The organism is Haemophilus sp. HMSC71H05 (assembly GCF_001838635.1).
Taxonomy (GTDB): domain Bacteria; phylum Pseudomonadota; class Gammaproteobacteria; order Enterobacterales; family Pasteurellaceae; genus Haemophilus_D; species Haemophilus_D parainfluenzae_R.
In genome coordinates this window covers 75,108-94,101 of record NZ_KV838023.1, presented here as the reverse complement: position 1 = coordinate 94,101, position 18,994 = coordinate 75,108, and the positions used below count along the sequence as shown (strand labels likewise).

Below are 18,994 nucleotides of genomic sequence, written 5' to 3'. Positions count from 1 at the left end.
AAAACGGGCGAACCATTTAAGTTCGCCCGTAATTCATTTATGACGCTAATCAAGCCACAAGGGCGGTTTCTTTTAAGCGATTTTTTAATTTCGCGTATTCAGTTACCACATAGCGTTCAGCCCAGGCTTGGTCTTCGATTTTATCAATACGAACCGCGCTATATTTGTATTCCGGCGTTCTAGAACCTGGATTCAAATGTTCAGCGGTTAATTCGTTACATTTACCGATCCACCACTGATAGGTCATATAGCAAGCGCCTTTGTTTGTACGAGTGCTCACATCTGCACGAGAAATAACTTTACCGCGTGATGAGGCAATCCAAACCAAGTCGTTGTTTTTAATGCCCAATTCTTTGGCATCTTGATCGTTCATTTGTACGAATCCCGGCTCATCCGCAAGTGCAGCAAGAGCTCGGCAGTTACCTGTCATTGAACGGCAAGAATAGTGACCCACTTCACGTACTGTGGAAAGTATCAATGGGAATTCTTCAGAGAGATCTTCCATCGGTGGTTCCCAGTCGCAAGCAAAGAACTCAGCTTTGCCGTTCGGACGGTCGAAGATTTGGCCTTTATACAAGTATGTTGTACCTTGATCTTCAGGGCCTTCGTCAGTACATGGCCATTGGATATAGCCCATGCCTTCCATTTTTTCGTAGGTTGCCCCTTTGTAAATTGGGCAAAGTGAACGAAGTTCATCCCAAATTTCTTTGGTATTGTTATAGTGCATTGGGTAACCCATTGCTGTAGCTAGTTCGCTAATGATCACCCAGTCGTCCTTGACATCGCCAGATGGTTCAACGGCTTTATAGAAACGTTGGAAACCACGGTCAGCGGCACTATACACACCTTCATGCTCAGCACAAGAAGTCGCAGGTAATAAAATATCTGCTTCTGCGGCTGTTTGAGTCATGAAGATATCTTGAACAATGAGAAGTTCAACTTTCTCGAAGGCTTTTTTAACCGCATTAATATCAGGCTCAGTTTGTAGTGTATCCTCACCCATGATATAGAATGCTTTAATTTTATCTTCCATGATTGCTTCAGGCACTTCACTCAACGGCACACCTGGTTTGGTTGGAATAGATGGCACGCCCCAAGCTTTCGCAAATTTTGCGTTAGTTTCTGGGTCAGCAAAACTTTGATAGCCTGGTAATGTGTTGAATAATGCACCCATATCGCACGCGCCCTGTACGTTGTTTTGACCACGTACTGGGTTCACCCCAACATTTGGTTTACCTAAGTTACCGGTAAGCATTGCCAAGCTTGCTAATGCACGTACGGTTTCTACACCTTGACGGAATTGGCAAACGCCCATACCCCATAAGATAGTAGCTGTTTCCGCTTTCGCATAAGTGCGGGCAATTTCACGCAACATTTCAGGTTCAATACCTGTGATATGTTGTGTGGATTCCGGTGTATAAGCTTTCACGGTTTCATAGAACGCATCGAAGTTTTCGGTGTGTTCATCAATAAATTTTTGATCTTGTAATCCTTCTTCTAAAATCACATTCATCATCGCATTCAAGAATGCGACGTTAGACCCGTTAGCAAGCGGCGCATAAATATCCGCAATACGGGCTGTTTCGATTTTACGAGGGTCACAAACAATAACTTTCGCCCCTTTTGCTTTGGCGTGGTTAATCCGACGCGCCACAATAGGGTGTGAAGTGGAGGCATTATAGCCAAAAATGAATACGCATTTGGTATCTTCAATCTCAACAATTGAGTTGGACATTGCGCCGTTACCGACCGATTTGAGCAGACCTGTTACAGAAGGGCCGTGTCACACGCGCGCACAACAGTCAATGTTGTTATTTCCTAATACCGCACGGGCGAATTTTTGCATAACGAAGTTCACTTCGTTACCTGGTCCACGGGAAGAGCCCGTTACCATAATCGATTCGTTACCGTACTTTTCTTTGATTTCACTGAGACGTCTTGCTGTGTAAGAAATCGCTTCTTCCCAGCTCACTGGTGTGAATGGTTCGCCACGTTTGTAGCGGATCATCGGTTGAGTTAGGCGAGGAGTCAGGATTTTTGTGTCATGCACAAAATCCCAGCCATAATATCCTTTTAGGCATAACTCCCCTTCGTTTGTCTTGCCGTTTGCACCTTCAGCTCCCACAATTTTGTTGTTTTCCACCAAAAGATGGATTTTACAACCTGAGGCACAATACGGACATACGGTAATTACTTTTTTAATAGCCATAGTAACGTCCTTATTTTAGTACAACACGAGGTTAGAGATAGAATTAGAATAATTAATTCTGGGTATATATTACACCCAAAATCAGTTTATAGTCTTACAAAAAACATGGATTTATTGATATAAAACATGTTTTCGTAATATTTTTAAAGTATGTTTAGAAAATCACCCTCACTTTTTTACAAAACAGGAATCTCTTCAAGCGATCTTCCCTCTTTTAAAAAATCATACATAAATTGCACAGACTCTTTTACGCTTTCTGTCATCGGAAAACCAAAGGAAACCAGATCGGGTTGGAGTCCAACAAAAACGATTTGTTTAATATCCTGTTCCAGTTGTTCAATGAGGTAATTGAGCGGCATATTATGCGTACTCATGAAAAACATTTCCGCAATGCTTTCTTTCTCAATGATTCGGATTTTGCCTGGTGCTAATTCCATATCAGCCGCATCAAAAATTAAAAGCAAATCGGGTTTCATGTCTCGCACAATATGTGCAACATTTTCTGGTGCCGAGCCGCCGTCAAGTGCGGTCCAATTTGGCAATGGATTTTCACTCAATAGCTGATAGAGATAAGGGCCTGCACCGTCATCCCCCATCATACTGTTGCCAACGGTTAAGATCACATTATTCGTCACGACGTTTCACCATAATATACATCACAGGTTCACGCTGAATCGATGCTAACGTATCCATCAGAATTTCGATCCACTCTTGATGTTCTGGGGTAAAATTGGCTTTATTTTCATCCATTGCTTTCGCCAATAAATTGACATGGCTGGAATCAATCACAATTTCACCAAATCGCATTAAGCCGGCAAATTTACGTTTAGCATCCCCTTCTGGAAAGCTATCTACAAAACGTTGATAAGCATCGTAGTCACAAACCAGTAATTTTTTAAAACAATCAATTACGCCAACATGGTGACCAATCGCCAAAGAGTAATACATCACCTGTTTTGCTTGCTCTGGCACTTGTTCATCGTTTTCGACGAAACGTTCGTTTAATAAATAGAAAAAGACTTTCGTTGTCATAACATTCCCATTTTTATAGGGGCAATCACTTGCCCCACTATTAATTATCCCGAAAACGGCATACTAATCGCATGCAAACGATTGACGATTTCGCTTAAACGCGGATCGGCTTCTCGTTCTAGGTATTCACCTAAACGTACACCAAATGGCACTTTGTCATTTTCTGTCATCATTGCCATAAATTGGTTAGCGATGTTACCGCCTTGACGATAACCGGCAAGACGACGCGCTTCACGTTCAAGACTAATACGCAAATCCAACGGAATAGTTGGGAAACGTAATTTAGCTTCTGCGTTAGGATCAGCTTTTTCTTGTTTACCTTTAAGCTTTTGATCAAGCAAACCAAGTGCTACCGCGAATCCATAAATGGTCGCTGCAGGGGTTGGAGGGCAGCCAGGGATATACACATCAATTGGCACAATTTGATCACTACCGCCCCAAACACAATAGAGATCGTGGAAAATACCGCCGCCACAACCGCAAGCCCCGTAAGAAATACAGATTTTAGGATCCGGTGCAGCTTGGTAAGCACGCATTGCTGGCGTACGCATCGCACGGGTAACTGCACCGGTGAACAATAAAATGTCCGCATGACGAGGTGAGGCTACCACTTTAATACCAAAACGTTCTGCATCGAATGTTGGCGTAATGGTACTGAAAATTTCGATTTCACACCCATTACAACCGCCGCAGTCCACACGATAAACGTAAGCTGAACGTTGAATATCTTTCAGCAACGTTTGTTTCATTTTGGCAATATTTTCATCAATACTAAACGGTGTTGATATGCCATTGACCGGCATTGGAATTTGTGTGTTCATCGTCTTTCGCCTCCTGCTAAAACGTTAGGTAAATCAACCGCACTTTGTTCTCGTTGCTCGAGCGCTTTTTTGAAATTCAAGCGAACCGGCTCTTTAAAGTCGATTAATTTCATCCGCATGTTGGATTCCATATTCGCGGTTTTTTCTAAGCTGTGCTGACGTTTACAAACCGGACAAGTATGCAACTCCACCAATTTTTGTTTCACTAATTCAGGTTTATCCAAAGTTTGTTTGAATAAATCAATGGTGTAGTTCAATTCTTTATAAGAAATAAACGGTTTACCACATTCCTGACAAGTTACTGTAGCAAAGGTTGTTTCTTGGAAAAGATCCTGTTTATTGGTCACTGAGAGTTCAAAATCTTGTGACAAGCGAATGGCTTTAGTTGGACAAACCTCTTCACAACGACCACAGAAAATACAACGACCAAGAAATAATGACCAGGTACGGTCGCCTGTCACCGGATCTGTTCTCATGGTCAACGCATTAGCTGGACAAGCAATGGTACAAGCCGCACAGACAATACATTGATCAGAATTGAGTTCCGGTTTTCCTCTAAAATCCTCATCGACTTCATAAGGTTTGAACGGATATTTGGTGGTGACATCACCTGCTTTAAATACCGTTTTTAGTAATTTAAACATATTCCGCCTCCCCTACTATTTCAATGGTGAATTTTTACGTTCGATACCGTAGCGTTCAATCTCTTTATAATCTACGGTTTTCGCTTTGCGTTTACGCACATCCACCACGGTGACACGGTCGGTACAAGAATAGCAAGGGTCAAGGCTACCAATAATAAGTGGCGCATCAGACACTGTATTGCCACGCAACATATAGCGTAAAGTTGGCCAGTTAGCATAAGTAGCAGCACGACAACGCCAACGGAAAAGTTTTTGATTATCTCCTAGCATTGACCAGTGAATATCTTCGCCACGTGGTGCTTCCGTAATCCCTAAAGCAAAACGTCCAGGGGTATAATTGAAACCTTCTTTTAAGATTTCACCACTTGGCAAATTGTCCACCATGTAATCGATGATATTCATGGATTCAAACACTTCATTAATCCGCACTTTCACACGAGATAACACGTCACCATTGGCTTCAGTGAAGAGATTGAAAGGAATATCACCATAACCGGAGAATGGGTGTACTTTACGCACATCACGAGCAAAGCCAGAACCACGAATCATTGGCCCAACCGGGCTAAAATCACGCGCGATATCTTTTGCCAAGACACCGACACCCACCGTACGTTGTTCCATATTCGGTGTATTCAATAAAATATCGGTTAAGGTTTTGAGTTCTTCACGCATTTCGCCGATAAGTTTGATACATTGCTCACGTTGATGTTTCAACATATCACGACGCACACCACCGATAAGGTTAATACCATAGGTTTTACGTGCACCGGTTAGCACTTCTGCCAAGGTCATAGATTTCTCACGAACGCGGAAGAATTGCATAAAGCCAGTATCAAAGCCGGTAAAGTGACTAGATAGACCTAAGTTTAATAAGTGACTGTGCAAACGTTCGACTTCTAATAAAATCGCACGAATCCATTCAGCGCGTTTTGGAATTTGAATTCCCAAAGCACTTTCGACGGAATTAGCATAGGCCACACTATGTGTGAAACCACAAATTCCACATACACGGTCAGCCAGGAAGTTAACTTGGTCGTAATCCATACGGGTTTCCGCCAATTTTTCCATACCACGGTGCACATAGAACAAACGATAGTCCGCATCAATGATATCTTCCCCATCCACGAACAAACGGAAGTGTCCAGGTTCATCAGAAGTGATATGTAACGGGCCAAGTGGAACGATACGTGCTTCGCCTTTTTCGTTAATAAATTCGTATGTTTCTGTCGCGGTTGTCGGATCGGGACGTAAACGATAATCCATGGAGTCTTTACGTAATGGATAAAGATCATCCGGCCAATCATCTGGCAACACTAAGCGTCGTTGGTCTGGTAAACCTACGGCTTTCAAACCATACATATCGAATAATTCACGCTCACCCCAAACCGCCGCTTTGACTTTTGGTGTCACTGACGGAAATTCTAAGCTCACAGGATCAACTAAGGCTTTAATGGTGATAAAAGTTTTCACTTCCCCTTCCATGGAAAGCACGTAGTACACTGCATAGTTGCCATGAATTGAACGCTCATCATTCCCAAATACCAAAGGTAACCAACCTTCATGTTGATAATAAAGGTATTCAACCACGTCAGGTAACATATTGGTTTTAATGGTAAGGGTAACCTGATTTGGTGTTGACCACTCCTCATCCAAAATGGTATTTGGAAATTTTGCATTGACTGCTTCAATGTAATTTTTGCCAATCATTTTGGCTGGATCGACTGATGTATTTTTAGTTAATTCCATATATTTATCCTCCTGTCGATCATTGCGCTAAACTTTGCCAAGGTAAAACTAACATTTCACCAAAAGACACTTGTTCAGATCCGAGTACAATTCCGACCGCACTTTTTAATAACTGCAAAATTGGTTCGGCAATATGAATACCCATAATAAACATGAATAACAATAAAATTGCCATCGCCACGAGTGAAACTTTGTTCACATCCCCCACTTCAACATTATCCGGTTGTTTGCCTAATACGGTTTTTAATACCATTAAAGACAATCCAGCTAACACGATAGTGAGCAAAATTAAACAGAACACCATTAACCAAGTTTTACCTGCGTAAATACCGGCAACAGCGATACTGAATTCACTGACGAACACGTTAAATGGTGGGATACCACCTAGTGCTAATGCACCACCGGCAAATAACACCGCTGTCATTGGTGCTACACGCCATAAACCACGTACTTGGTTCATATCACGGGTTTTATATTTTAATAATATGTTACCTGAAGCACAGAATAACAAGGTTTTCGCTAAACTATGGTTGATGGTATGTAATAAACCCGCAAATACACCGATTGGGCCACCTAAACCAAAGGCAAAGCTAATTAACCCCATGTTTTCAATACTGGAATATGCCAATAAACGTTTGATGTCGAATTGGACGATAATAAACAACGCCGCCACTAATACAGAGAGTAAACCAAATACCAACAACAAGGTTTGCGGGTATGTAGAACCAACTGCTTTAGAAACTAAGATGTAATAACGCAATACCACCAACATGGCACAATTCAATAACACGGCTGATAGAATCGCACTCACTGGACTTGGCGCCTCACTGTGTGCATCTGATAACCAAGTATGCATTGGAAATAGACCGCACTTAGTACCAAACCCAACCAAAATAAAGGCAAAAGCAAGATACATGAGCATTGGATTCAAACCCGCTGCCTGTTGATTGATTTCTGTCCAAAAAATAGCTTGGCTTGGATCAGCTAAAAGATTTGTTCCATTAGAGAACATTAAAATTGTGCCATACAATCCAAACGCCACCCCAACTGAACAAATAATGATGTATTTCCATGCTGCCTCAAGAGAGGTTTTTTGTTTGTATGTGCCGACCAAGAATGCAGAACTTAATGTAGTTGCTTCAATGGCTGCCCACATCAAAATCACATTATTGGTGATCACAGAAATAATCATGGTGAAGAAAAACAAATGCAAAAAGCCGTAATAATTGCAGTATGTTTTCAAATCAAGGTGCCCTTCGCGATATTCCGTACCGATGTAGCCGATAGAATAAATACCGGCTAACGTTCCGACAATAGCGATGAGACCTAAGAAAATAGCAGATAAACTGTCGATGTAAACCCAGTTATTTAATGCACTGATTTCCCCCTGAGTTAGCACGCCATTAATAATTTGTAAGGCAAATGCTAACATCAAAATCAAACCTGTAACATGAAGTGCGGTACAAATAGTTCGTGCTTTTGTCACGCCACAAGCGAAACTGGCAAGTGATATTGCTAAAGGTGCGATTAATAACGCGATTATCCATTGTTCATACATAGCGTTACCCCTTCAAACTCATAAGTTGTTTTGCATCTAATGAATGGAATGTACGGTAAATTTTGTTTACCAACACCACCATTATGATGACGGCAAAAATAGCATCTGTGGCAATTCCGATTTCCACTAACTCAGGTGCTTTATTTGCCAATAAGGCTAATGTGAGATGAGAACCGTTTTCCATCAAACAATAACCGAATACTTGTTTTACGATATTGCGTTGGCTAACAATGCATACTAAACCTAATAAGAAGTGACTTAATGACACTGATAATGCTGGTTTAAGATGTGCAACCAACGGTAAATCGATTGGGACAACAACAAAGTAGCACAATGTAACTATCACTGCTGTGATCGGGATCAACCAAGCGACATTTATTCCAGCTGGAGTTTGACTTTCATCAACTTTTTTCATCGCATAGATTAAAATCGCTGGCACCAAAACCACTTTGGTAATAAATGCGCTAATTGACCACATGTAAAGTTCGTGGGCTTGCATTTCATTAGCAAGATAAACAAACAGTAATACCAATACCAATGATTGCAAACTATAAAATAATGCAGCTTTTTTGGCGGTTCGAACCATAATTACGCAAAGAGAGGTAATAATGAGTAAACACGCAAGTCCATTTATCATTAACATAGATTCCTCCTTAACCTAACCAGCCAAACCTAACCAATATGCGGCGATAAAACTGGACACCACGGACATCACCATTAATACAACTAACACGAAACGCATAGAGAATGGTATAGGTTGTGCATTGGCAACCGCTTCTGATGGTTTACCGATGACACATTGTCCGAATTTATACAACAACCATACGAATGTCGCGGTAGATTCAACTAAAGCAAGCACCATTAACCAAGTAATCCATCCATATTCATGGCCTAATTCAAATCCGGCCGCAAATAATGGATATTTACTGAAGAATCCGTTAAATGGTGGTACCCCAGCAATCGCTAACGCGGCCACACCAAATCCAGCCCCTACCACTGGCATTGTACGCATAATGCCTTGTAGTAATGGCATAGAACGGGTTCCTGTCGCATAACTTAATGAACCCGCAACCAAGAAGAATAAGCTTTTCGCGAAAGCATGGTTGAAGATGTAGCTAATCGCTGCAACAAAGGCCAATTTAGAACCTAATGCAGCAAGAGAAATCCCAATGAAAATATAAGACAGTTGGGTAATAGTTGAATACGCCAATAAACGTTTTAAGTCAGTTTGTGGCAAGTACATTAAGAAGCCGTAAATTAAGGTAATCATCGCCATGATGATGCCGACTTCACCCACAATATGTGGAATCTCACCAGCAGACATAACAGAACGAGCGAAAATATACACCCCAACTTTAACCATTGATGCGGCATGCAAATACGCACTCACCGGTGTTGGTGCTTCCATCGCATTCGGCAACCAAATTTGCATTGGTAATTGTGCTGATTTACCCCACGCAGCAAACATCACACCGAATAACACGATGTTTTTTGCACTCGGGTCTAAATGTTCTAACGCGGTGATAGAGAAAGTACCTGATTGGCTGAATAAATAGGCTGCGGCAATATATAACCCAATTGCCCCCACGTGGGTGATAATCAAGGCTTTCATTGCGGCTGCTTGCGCTTTTGGTGTTTGGTAATAACTGATTAATGCCCAAGAACATCCCCCAGTAATTTCAAAGAACAATAATTGTCCTGCTAAAGTTGAGGAATACACCAAGCCCGCCATGGCACCGATAAAGATGAGCAAGAATGCATAAAAACGTGGTAACCCATTATGTGGGTGTTCACGGTTTTTATCAGTTAAGTAACCACAAGAATATAAGCAGATTAAGAAACCTAAGGCCACAACGGCAAAGGCAATTAGTGTACTGACTGCATCAAGAGTGACACCAAAGATCGCGGTTTTATCAAAAGCGACGATGTCATAAGTAACGCTTTGATGACCATCGGCAAACCATTGTCCTGCGACTAACAAGGTTCCCAGCGTAGCAAGCGCAGCAAATACTGTGGCAATTTGAGCAAAATGTTTTTTGTTCAAACCGACAATAAACGCCCCTACGAAAGGTAAAATGATTGTAATCAGAGCTAAACGTTCCATATTTGTCCTCCTTACAACCCAGTGAAGTAAAATACAAACGCCAACACAGAAATGCCGAAGCCGACCACGGTTAAACGTCCTGTTAACATAAAGCGGGTACGAGAAAGTGTGTTTTCAAAGACACAAGCCAATACGAACACCACTAATAATTTCACGAAGAATAAAATACTACCTAAAATGACCGCACTTAAGCTCATCTCTGTCGGGATACCGAAAGGAAGCAACACGCTCACAAAGATAGATGCCACAACCATAGATTTTAAACTTAAGCCGATTTTTAATAAGGCAAGTGCCGGACCAGAGTATTCAGTCAATGGACCTTCTTGTAACTCTTGTTCTGCTTCTGCCAAGTCGAATGGAATTTTACCCATTTCAATAAACACGGCGAAGAAGGCTGCAGCGATAGCAATCACTGTCGCAATTGGATATTGCCAAGTGTTTTCGGAAAGTGCATTACCGATAACCGCAAAATTGGTTGAACCGGCAATTAACGCAATGACAAGGAATGCCAACATGAGAATTGGCTCTACCAAGACACCTAATGTGACTTCACGACTTGCCCCTAAACTTGAGAATGTGCTGTTTGAATCCAAACCCGCAATTGAAAAGAAGAAACGGAACAAAGCGAATAAATAAATCACAGTGATTAAATCACTGCCTGCGCCAAACGGTGCGACACGGGTAAATAAAGGCAAGCTCATGGCGACTACCATCACGGTGCTGATTAGCACATAAGGCATCGCTTTAGAAACCCAACCCGCATTGTCAGGCCAAATGTTTTGACGTTTCATTAATTTCGCAATATCGCGATAATCTTGTAACACGCCAGGACCGCGACGAGATTGAATACGAGCACGGATCATACGTGAAATACCGGAAAATAACGGTGCAAGGGCAAGCAAAATCAAGGCTTGCACAATGGCAAAAACAAACATTCCGGCAGATGTTGCAATTTCTGAAGGTAACGTAATCATCTTCAACCTCCTACATCAACGCAATGGAAAGTAGTATTGCCACCAAGGCAATCAAGAAGTACACGCAGTACACACGGAAGTCACCTTGTTGCAACCATTGGATTTTTGTTCCTAACCAAGGAATAAAATGAGCGATAGGCATCGTCATTTTTTCTTCCCAGAAAGGTTCAGCTTTTGTTGCGCCTTTAATTACCGCTTGGATACCCTTATCACCTAAAGGTGCAGGATCCAACACTTCACGCAAGGTATAAAGCGATTTGAAAATCGTACGTAACGGACGAGTGAAACTACCTGCAGAGGCAGCCATATCTTGTTCATAAGCATAACCACAAGCCCATGGATTGCCTTTTGCACGATCGGATAAACGTTGATTTTTGGTGAACGCATAGAAACTAAATGGCAAGAAGAAAAATGCCAATAACATGATAGTCACCATTGGTGTTGAAAGTGCAGTATGCGGTTCAGCTTGTGCAACCACTACTCCATTTTGAGCCAACATTAGCGGTTCGCTATGAGCAAGTGCGGTCGAAATTTTTGCAATTATTGGGGTCACTACTGATGCGCCCACACCTAACAACACACAGCATAACGCTAACACAGCCATCGCAATCACCATTGGTTTTGGCACTTCACGTGCATTGGCTGCTTTTTCACTACGTGGTGCACCACCGAAGCTGATACCGTACACTTTCACGAAACAAAGTGCCGCTAACGCACCAGTCAATGCCAACATAATGATGGCAATCGGACCGGCAAGTTTTAATACGAAATCATCACTTTGGCTTAAGGTGAATAAAGATTGATAAGTAAACCATTCACTGACAAAACCGTTAAACGGTGGCAATGCCGAAATCGCCATGGTACCGATTAAGAAACAGAATGCAGTGTAAGGCATAAGTTTGCCTAAGCCGCCCATTAAGTCCATGTCTTTAGTATGCAAGCGATACATTACTGAACCTGCACCTAAGAATAACAAGCCTTTGAATACAGCATGGTTAAGTAAGTGGTATAAACCACCAAGTAAGCCCACGGTTGCCAACACTGGATGATGTGTCGCGATACCAATCATACCAACGCCCACACCCATCATAATGATACCGATATTTTCTACCGTGTGATAAGCCAAGAGTTTTTTGATGTCATGTTCTGCCAAGGCATAAAGTACGCCGAGTACGGAGGATACCGCACCAAAACCAAGTACGATAACACCATACCAAACATTGGTGGAACCGAGAAGATCGACACCGACTTTGATGATCCCGAATATACCGATTTTCACCATCACACCAGACATCATCGCTGATGCATGAGATGGTGCAGCCGGGTGAGCTTTCGGTAACCAGCTGTGTAATGGAATCATCCCTGCTTTGGCGCCAAAACCTAGAAATGCCAAAATAAAGGCGGTAAAGGCAAGCGGTGCCGGTAAAGTGGTTTGACGGAATGCGCTAAATTCAAAACTACCGGCATAGCAGTAGAAAATGAAGAAGGCGATCATAATTAATACCGAACCGGCATGCGCAATAAAGAAATAAAGCAAGCCTGCATTTACGGCGTTGTCATCTTGTTCGGTAAGAACTAAGAAATAAGATGCCAATGACATCATTTCAAAGAATACAAGGAAGTAGAACGCATTATCGCTGGTGACTAACGCAACCATGGAAGCGATAAATAAATTCATAAAGAAGCCCATGGAACCTGCGCCTTTACCTTTGTATTCTTTTACATAAGAGAAAGAATAAAGTGCAGTCACAATCACTAATAAAGAAATGACGCACACCATAAACGCTGCCAATCCGTCAATACGGATGGAGAACGAGGCAAATTCAAATGGGGTTTTGAAAACATCAACGACTGTGTCGCTGCTGATCAGAACGGGGATGCAGGCAACAATACCTAACACTCCAGCAAGTACACCGGTCACGCCGGATATATTGATTGAAAGTTGTTCGTTTCGTCTCACTGCGAGCGAAATAAACGCACCTACGACATAAATCAACAGGGTCGTGATGAGTAAATTGATAGGTAAACTCATAATATCACTCCATTGATTACAAGTTAAAACACACTAATTATCTTGGAATAGCAGGCGAAGAAACCATTGCCATTTCACGTTTTCTTTCGTTAGCCTGTTTGATACTCTCATCACTAATAATAAATAACGTTTTGGTCGGACAGGTTTGTACACAAGCCGGACCATCTTCACGGAAATAGCAAAGATCGCATTTCACAGCAATGGCTTTTACGCCTGGTTGCCATGCCAGCATATTGTGTAAATCCGTATTATCTGGTGCAGTACGAATATCTCGTTTTACCGCATCAGTGAAAGAGAATCCCTCATAATAGGTTGGTGCGTCAATCGGTGCAGAACCATGTTGGGTAATTGCACCGAATGGGCAAGCAATACCACAAAGTTTACAACCGATACAGAGACTTTCGTTAAGTTGAATAGTGTCATCAATATGTGTAATCGCATGTACAGGACACACGGTAGCACATGGTGAATCATCACAATGACGACAGAGAATTGGCACGGTTACATCATCATTACGCATGACTTGTAAACGTGGAAAAGATTGTAATCCGAAAGCTTTATGCACTTCGCTACAAGCGGCCATACAGGTGTTGCATCCAATGCAATCCTTCGGATCACCGATTACAAAACGATTCATACATTCCCCTCCTTGTATGTAAATAACGTTTCTACAATAACCACTCCAGTAGTAAGGATACTCCTGTCGAAAAGTAAAGCTCAAGAAGTAATTCAAAAATTTGTGATTAAGATCAAAAGATTTTGATTGTTTTTCTACAGCTGTGATGCAGCTGTTAAATAACCGTGAAACATAATAATTTTATGTTAAAAATGTGAACAAATTTCCAACAAATAGACATCACCTTATTTGAAATATCGCTATACAAATTTAAATGGTTACGTGATAAAATTTCCTTTTCGCAGTATGTTTATTGGCACACAATAAACAATTCATCTCATAAACATTCTAACTAAGGACAGATTATGTGTTTAGGTATTCCGGGACAAATCATTCAAGTAGCTGACAGCGCATTACAGCTTGCTGTAGTCGATGTCTGCGGAGTAAAAAGAGAAGTTAATATTTCATTAATTTGTCAGGATGACCCAAAACCGCTGGTTGGCAAATGGGTTCTCGTACATGTGGGTTTTGCCATGACAATTATTGATGAAGAAGAAGCCAAACAGACGCAAGAAGCCTTAATTGCGATGAGCCAGCTGGAACACGAAGTCGGCGATTTTCTTGGTCTCAATCAAAAATAAACAGGATTGCGTTATGCAAGGGATCGAATTACGCATAAAAGGAAAAGTTCAGGGCGTGGGATTTCGCCCTTTTGTCTGGCTTCTGGCAAATCAATATGGATTAAATGGGGATGTCAATAATGATGGACAAGGCGTGTTAATTCGTTTTGTCTCTCCACCAGCAAATGCACTTGAGCAATTTTTATCCGACCTACAAAATAAACTCCCACCGCTAGCGCAAATTACTGACATTACTCAGCGCGCCATAAATTGGCCTGACTCCGCCACAGTAACAAGCTTTACTATCCGGGAAAGCGAAAATAATCAAATGGATACGCAAATTATTCCCGATGCGGCGACCTGTCCACATTGTTTAGCTGACTTATTCGATCCCAACAATCGACGTTATCACTACCCCTTTACCAATTGTACCCATTGTGGCCCACGTTTTACCATCATCAAGGCAATTCCTTACGACCGAAAAAACACGGCGATGTCTGTTTTTCCGCTTTGTCCACAATGTGAAAAAGAATATAAAGATCCCGCTGATCGTCGTTTTCATGCTCAACCTAATGCTTGTTCAGTCTGTGGCCCCCATATCTGGTTACAAGATCGAGAACAAACCCTTGCTACTCATGAAACCGCGCTAAAACAGACCGCACTTTTATTGCAACAAGGTTACATCGTCGCGGTTAAAGGCTTAGGCGGTTTCCATCTAGCCTGTGATGCGAATAATCAAAAGACGGTTGATTTATTACGTCAACGGAAACATCGTCCCACAAAACCATTAGCCATTATGGTGCCAGATCTGCAGTTTTTACAGAATTTGAGTTCTCAAGAAACAGAATTGCTAACCAGCAGTGCAGCACCGATTGTACTACTAGCAAAACATAAAGTACCCAATATTGCTGATAACATCGCACCTAACTTGCAAGAAATCGGTGTCATGCTTCCAAGTAATCCACTACAACATTTGTTATTACGCGCGATTAATCGTCCGCTCGTGATGACCTCTGCGAATGCAAGTGGGCAACCTCCAGTGCTAAAAAATGAACATGCGGTGGAACAATTAGCTGATTTAGCGGATTTTTATCTTTGTCACAATCGCGATATTCTACAACGTGCTGATGATAGTCTTGTTCGCGTTGCCTTCGATGGATTAGAAACATTGCGTCGTGCTCGTGGCTATGTGCCAGATGAAATACCGCTTGAAACACAAAGCACAAAAAATGTGTTGGCGTTGGGTTCTGATCTGAAAAATACCTTCTGCTTACTACGTCACAATAAAGCCGTACTGAGCCAACATATTGGTGATACTGCAAATGAGCAAGTGCGGTCACAATTAAGTGAGAATCTTGAATTATTTCAAAATATTTATCAATTTAAACCAGACATCATCGCGGTGGATGCTCATCCTGGCTATTTTTCATCTTCTATCGGAAAACAACTTGCTGAACAGCAACAAATCCCCCCCATCGAAGTACTTCATCATCATGCTCATATTGTCAGCGTGATGGCCGAACATCATTGCAATGAACCTGTAATTGGTCTTGCGCTAGACGGTATCGGCATGGGCGAAAATGGACAACTTTGGGGAGGTGAATGTCTACTCGTTGATTATCAACAGAGTCAATATTTAGGTGGTCTGCCTGCTGTTGCTCTGCCAGGAGGCGATCTTGCAGCTAAACAACCTTGGCGCAACTGGCTGGCTCACCTGCATCAATTTGTGCCACAATGGCAAGAAATACTCACTAAAACTTGCGATGAACCGAATTGGCAAATATTAATCAATGCCATTGAGCGCGGACTCAATTGCCCCTCTATATCATCTGCGGGTCGCTTATTTGATGCCGTAGCTTATGCTCTCGGTATTGCTCCAACCATTGTTTCTTGGGAGGGCGAAGCTGCCTGTCATTTAGAAGCACTAGCAAATACCTCATCTTTGGCGACACAAGCACAAAGTGCGGTCAATATTCCAGTAAAAATGCCACTTATCGGCAATAAACTGGATTTGGCTTATTTCTGGCAAAGTTGGTTGAATTACCAGGCGCCTCTTGCAGATAAAGCCTTCGCCTTTCACAATGCTCTCGCCCAGGGTTTTGCTGAACTCGCGACAAACCAAGCACTAAAACACCAATGCAGTACCATCGTATTATCTGGCGGTGTGATGCATAACCAACTGCTACGTCGCTTATTAAAACAAAATTTGTGCGAATTCCATGTACTAAGTGCGCATAAACTACCAATGGGTGATGGTGGACTCAGTTTAGGTCAGGCGGTTATTGCCATGCATAGAAACTGATAATCCTTAATGTTAAATATAAGAAAAAGAGTTAATCGAAAAGTGACGATTAACTCTTTTGTTTTTTTGTATTTCTTTTTATAGCGGAATACTGGAAAAGAAAACTAATAGTAACGGTGGCAGAATATTCGTGACAAATCCGAATGAAATCGCAATTGGCGTGACTTCAATACCTCCCGCTTTTTGAATAATTGGCAAGGTGCAATCTATTGCTGTCGCACCCGTAATCCCAATTGCAGTCGAACGGAAATGACGCATAAATAATGGGATGACAAATAAACTGACAATTTCACGGGATAAGTCATTAAAAAAGGCAATACTACCCTGTACTGGTCCCCATGCATTGGTTAATACCACGCTGGATAACGAATACCATCCCATTCCAGAGGCAAACGCCAATCCTTGCGTAATTGGCATAGCCAAAACGAAAGCAGCAATGATACCGCCTAGTAATGAAGTAAAAGTAAACACCATCCCCGTTTGGAAACCTCGTCTATTGAACAGAGCTTCTTTCAAGGAAATGCCGTTATTTCTTAGCTGAATCCCCACAAAGAAAATCAGTACAATCAACACATACAGATTGATACCTGTGGGCAACATGAGATGGGATTTGAATAAGAAACCACAAAGGGTACCAATCACCACTGTGCCAGAAAGTTTGAGCGAGTCAATTAAGGAGTGCCAACGAGAATCAATTTTACCTTGTGATTTAAGTGGCTCAGCGGGGTTTAAGCGGTCATAAAGCATCAAGCCAATCATATTGGATCCCAAAATGATCGCAGATAGCGTCACTGCAGTTGTGCCAATAATAGGCAGTTTATGTTCTAAATCATCTAACTGACCAAGTAAATAGCCCATTAAGAAAAGAATAATGTAAAGCAAAAACATCACGATATGATTTATTTTTGCAATATAGGATTTATTATTGACCTTTAATAAATAACCTAACACCATTGGTATTAAGACAATTAATAAGCCATTTATCATATCCTGCATCATACTTCTCCTTTCTTATTCCATTAGAGCTAGCATACCCCTTTTCGTCCTCTTTTTCAAAGCGCATAAAAAAAGTGCGGTCAAATCAACCGCACTTTTAATCATTTGAAAATTAAACTGATTAGCCATTTACTTGACGACGTGCTAATACCGCATCAGATAACTGTTTTAACACGATTTCTGTATCTTCCCAACCGATACAAGCATCAGTGATACTTTGTCCGTAAGTCTGCGCTTTACCATCGACTAAATCTTGACGCCCTTCAACGATATGACTTTCTACCATGACACCAAAGATCTGTTTTGAACCACCTGCAATTTGCTGGCAAACATCTTCACAAACGTCCATTTGTTTTTTGAATTGTTTGCTACTATTTGCATGACTGAAATCAACCATTACATGTGGAATACGACCTGATTTTTCGATCTCTGCACAAACTTTTGCAACGTCTTCTGCTTTATAGTTAGGACCTTTATCCCCACCACGTAAAATAATGTGGCAGTCTTCATTTCCTTTTGTTGAAACAATAGCCGAATGACCAAATTTTGTCACAGATAAGAAGTAGTGCGAAGCTTCTGCCGCGCCCATTGCATCTAAGGCTACTTTTACGCCACCATTTGTGCCATTTTTAAAGCCTACCGCGCAAGATAAGCCTGAAGCTAATTCACGGTGAACTTGAGATTCAGTTGTTCTCGCACCAATTGCGCCCCAGCTCATGAAATCAGCTACATATTGTGGTGTGATCATATCTAAGAACTCACCCGCTGATGGTACGCCTAAGTTGTTAATATCTGATAATAATTTACGTGCAATACGCAAACCATCATTTAAACGATATGTATCATTTAAATAAGGATCATTAATTAAGCCTTTCCAGCCCACTGTTGTACGCGGCTTTTCAAAGTAAACACGCATCACCACTTCAAGTGTATCTTTATATTTATCACGTAATACTTTTAAACGTTTTGCGTAATCTAATGCGGCTTTAGGATCATGAATAGAACAAGGACCAATTACTACAAGTAAACGGTCATCTTTCCCATGAATAATATTGTGCGCATGCAAACGGGTTTCATGAACTAAATCTGCCGCTTCTTGACTTGCTGGAAATTTTTCTAATAAGGCAATTGGAGGTAATACCTGATCGACTTTTTCAATTCGGGTATCATCATTTGCAACTTTTACTTCGATTTCTTCTTTCTTCGTCGCCATATGTCACTCTCTAAATCTTAAATGTTGTGCTTAAATCTAATGGCGTTACTCTACACCTATTTTTTGTACTAGTAAACTAGTTCATTTGAATTCTTACACAATTATTATGTGATTGCGTAAAATTTAT

Annotated in this window: 16 protein-coding genes; 2 read left to right on the top strand and 14 right to left on the bottom strand. The window is 41.5% G+C overall.

Going from position 1 to position 18,994, the window contains the following annotated elements:
• Positions 1 to 49: 49 nt before the first annotated feature.
• The 12 genes from fdhF to HMPREF3279_RS01025 all read right to left on the bottom strand — a co-directional run bounded on the left by fdhF (position 50) and on the right by HMPREF3279_RS01025 (position 13,757).
• Positions 50 to 2,203: a formate dehydrogenase subunit alpha gene (fdhF, locus tag HMPREF3279_RS01085; protein WP_083327142.1), complete on the bottom strand. Its 2,154-nt coding sequence runs from the start codon at positions 2,201 to 2,203 to the stop codon at positions 50 to 52.
• A 182-nt stretch (positions 2,204 to 2,385) separates the two neighbouring features.
• The gene (gene hycI, locus HMPREF3279_RS01075; protein WP_005696264.1) at positions 2,386 to 2,844 is read right to left on the bottom strand and encodes a hydrogenase maturation peptidase HycI; all 459 of its coding nucleotides are present in this window, start codon (positions 2,842 to 2,844) and stop codon (positions 2,386 to 2,388) included.
• Positions 2,834 to 3,241: a formate hydrogenlyase maturation HycH family protein gene (locus HMPREF3279_RS01070; protein ID WP_070867792.1), complete on the bottom strand. Its 408-nt coding sequence runs from the start codon at positions 3,239 to 3,241 to the stop codon at positions 2,834 to 2,836. The genes hycI and HMPREF3279_RS01070 overlap by 11 nt, the downstream gene beginning before the upstream one ends.
• 44 nt (positions 3,242 to 3,285) lie before the next feature.
• Positions 3,286 to 4,062: an NADH-quinone oxidoreductase subunit B family protein gene (locus HMPREF3279_RS01065; RefSeq protein WP_070590791.1), complete on the bottom strand. Its 777-nt coding sequence runs from the start codon at positions 4,060 to 4,062 to the stop codon at positions 3,286 to 3,288.
• The gene (locus HMPREF3279_RS01060) at positions 4,059 to 4,706 is read right to left on the bottom strand and encodes a formate hydrogenlyase complex iron-sulfur subunit (protein ID WP_070867791.1); all 648 of its coding nucleotides are present in this window, start codon (positions 4,704 to 4,706) and stop codon (positions 4,059 to 4,061) included. The genes HMPREF3279_RS01065 and HMPREF3279_RS01060 overlap by 4 nt, the downstream gene beginning before the upstream one ends.
• A 15-nt stretch (positions 4,707 to 4,721) precedes the next feature.
• Positions 4,722 to 6,452, bottom strand: coding sequence for a hydrogenase large subunit (locus tag HMPREF3279_RS01055; RefSeq protein WP_049365604.1), 1,731 nt, complete (start codon positions 6,450 to 6,452; stop codon positions 4,722 to 4,724).
• Between the two features lie 19 nt (positions 6,453 to 6,471).
• Positions 6,472 to 8,010 carry a hydrogenase 4 subunit F gene (locus HMPREF3279_RS01050; protein WP_070867790.1) on the bottom strand — a complete coding sequence of 513 codons (1,539 nt, stop codon included), beginning with the start codon at positions 8,008 to 8,010 and terminating at the stop codon, positions 6,472 to 6,474.
• Between the two features lie 4 nt (positions 8,011 to 8,014).
• On the bottom strand, positions 8,015 to 8,653 hold the full coding sequence (hyfE, locus tag HMPREF3279_RS01045) for a hydrogenase 4 membrane subunit (RefSeq protein WP_005697594.1): 639 nt from the start codon (positions 8,651 to 8,653) through the stop codon (positions 8,015 to 8,017).
• Between the two features lie 15 nt (positions 8,654 to 8,668).
• A complete protein-coding gene (locus HMPREF3279_RS01040) occupies positions 8,669 to 10,114 on the bottom strand; it encodes a hydrogenase 4 subunit D (RefSeq protein WP_070867789.1) in 1,446 nt (481 codons plus the stop codon).
• Positions 10,115 to 10,125: 11 nt separating this feature from the next.
• The gene (locus tag HMPREF3279_RS01035) at positions 10,126 to 11,088 is read right to left on the bottom strand and encodes a respiratory chain complex I subunit 1 family protein (protein ID WP_070867788.1); all 963 of its coding nucleotides are present in this window, start codon (positions 11,086 to 11,088) and stop codon (positions 10,126 to 10,128) included.
• 10 nt (positions 11,089 to 11,098) lie between these two features.
• Positions 11,099 to 13,120, bottom strand: a complete 2,022-nt coding sequence (hyfB, locus tag HMPREF3279_RS01030; protein ID WP_070867787.1) for a hydrogenase 4 subunit B — start codon at positions 13,118 to 13,120, stop codon at positions 11,099 to 11,101.
• A 37-nt stretch (positions 13,121 to 13,157) separates the two neighbouring features.
• Positions 13,158 to 13,757 carry a 4Fe-4S dicluster domain-containing protein gene (locus HMPREF3279_RS01025; protein ID WP_049357467.1) on the bottom strand — a complete coding sequence of 200 codons (600 nt, stop codon included), beginning with the start codon at positions 13,755 to 13,757 and terminating at the stop codon, positions 13,158 to 13,160.
• Positions 13,758 to 14,101: 344 nt separating this feature from the next.
• Here HMPREF3279_RS01025 and hybG point away from each other — a divergent pair, with 344 nt between their 5' ends.
• Both hybG and hypF read left to right on the top strand, forming a co-directional pair.
• The gene (gene hybG, locus HMPREF3279_RS01020) at positions 14,102 to 14,377 is read left to right on the top strand and encodes a hydrogenase maturation factor HybG (protein WP_005696275.1); all 276 of its coding nucleotides are present in this window, start codon (positions 14,102 to 14,104) and stop codon (positions 14,375 to 14,377) included.
• Between the two features lie 13 nt (positions 14,378 to 14,390).
• On the top strand, positions 14,391 to 16,658 hold the full coding sequence (gene hypF, locus HMPREF3279_RS01015) for a carbamoyltransferase HypF (protein ID WP_070867786.1): 2,268 nt from the start codon (positions 14,391 to 14,393) through the stop codon (positions 16,656 to 16,658).
• 78 nt (positions 16,659 to 16,736) lie between these two features.
• Here hypF and HMPREF3279_RS10075 read toward each other — a convergent pair whose 3' ends face one another.
• Both HMPREF3279_RS10075 and aroG read right to left on the bottom strand, forming a co-directional pair.
• Positions 16,737 to 17,654 (bottom strand): LysO family transporter, encoded by a 918-nt coding sequence (locus tag HMPREF3279_RS10075; RefSeq protein WP_180365019.1) that lies wholly within the window; start codon positions 17,652 to 17,654, stop codon positions 16,737 to 16,739.
• Between the two features lie 121 nt (positions 17,655 to 17,775).
• A complete protein-coding gene (gene aroG / locus HMPREF3279_RS01005) occupies positions 17,776 to 18,867 on the bottom strand; it encodes a 3-deoxy-7-phosphoheptulonate synthase AroG (RefSeq protein ID WP_070867785.1) in 1,092 nt (363 codons plus the stop codon).
• Positions 18,868 to 18,994 lie beyond the last annotated feature (127 nt).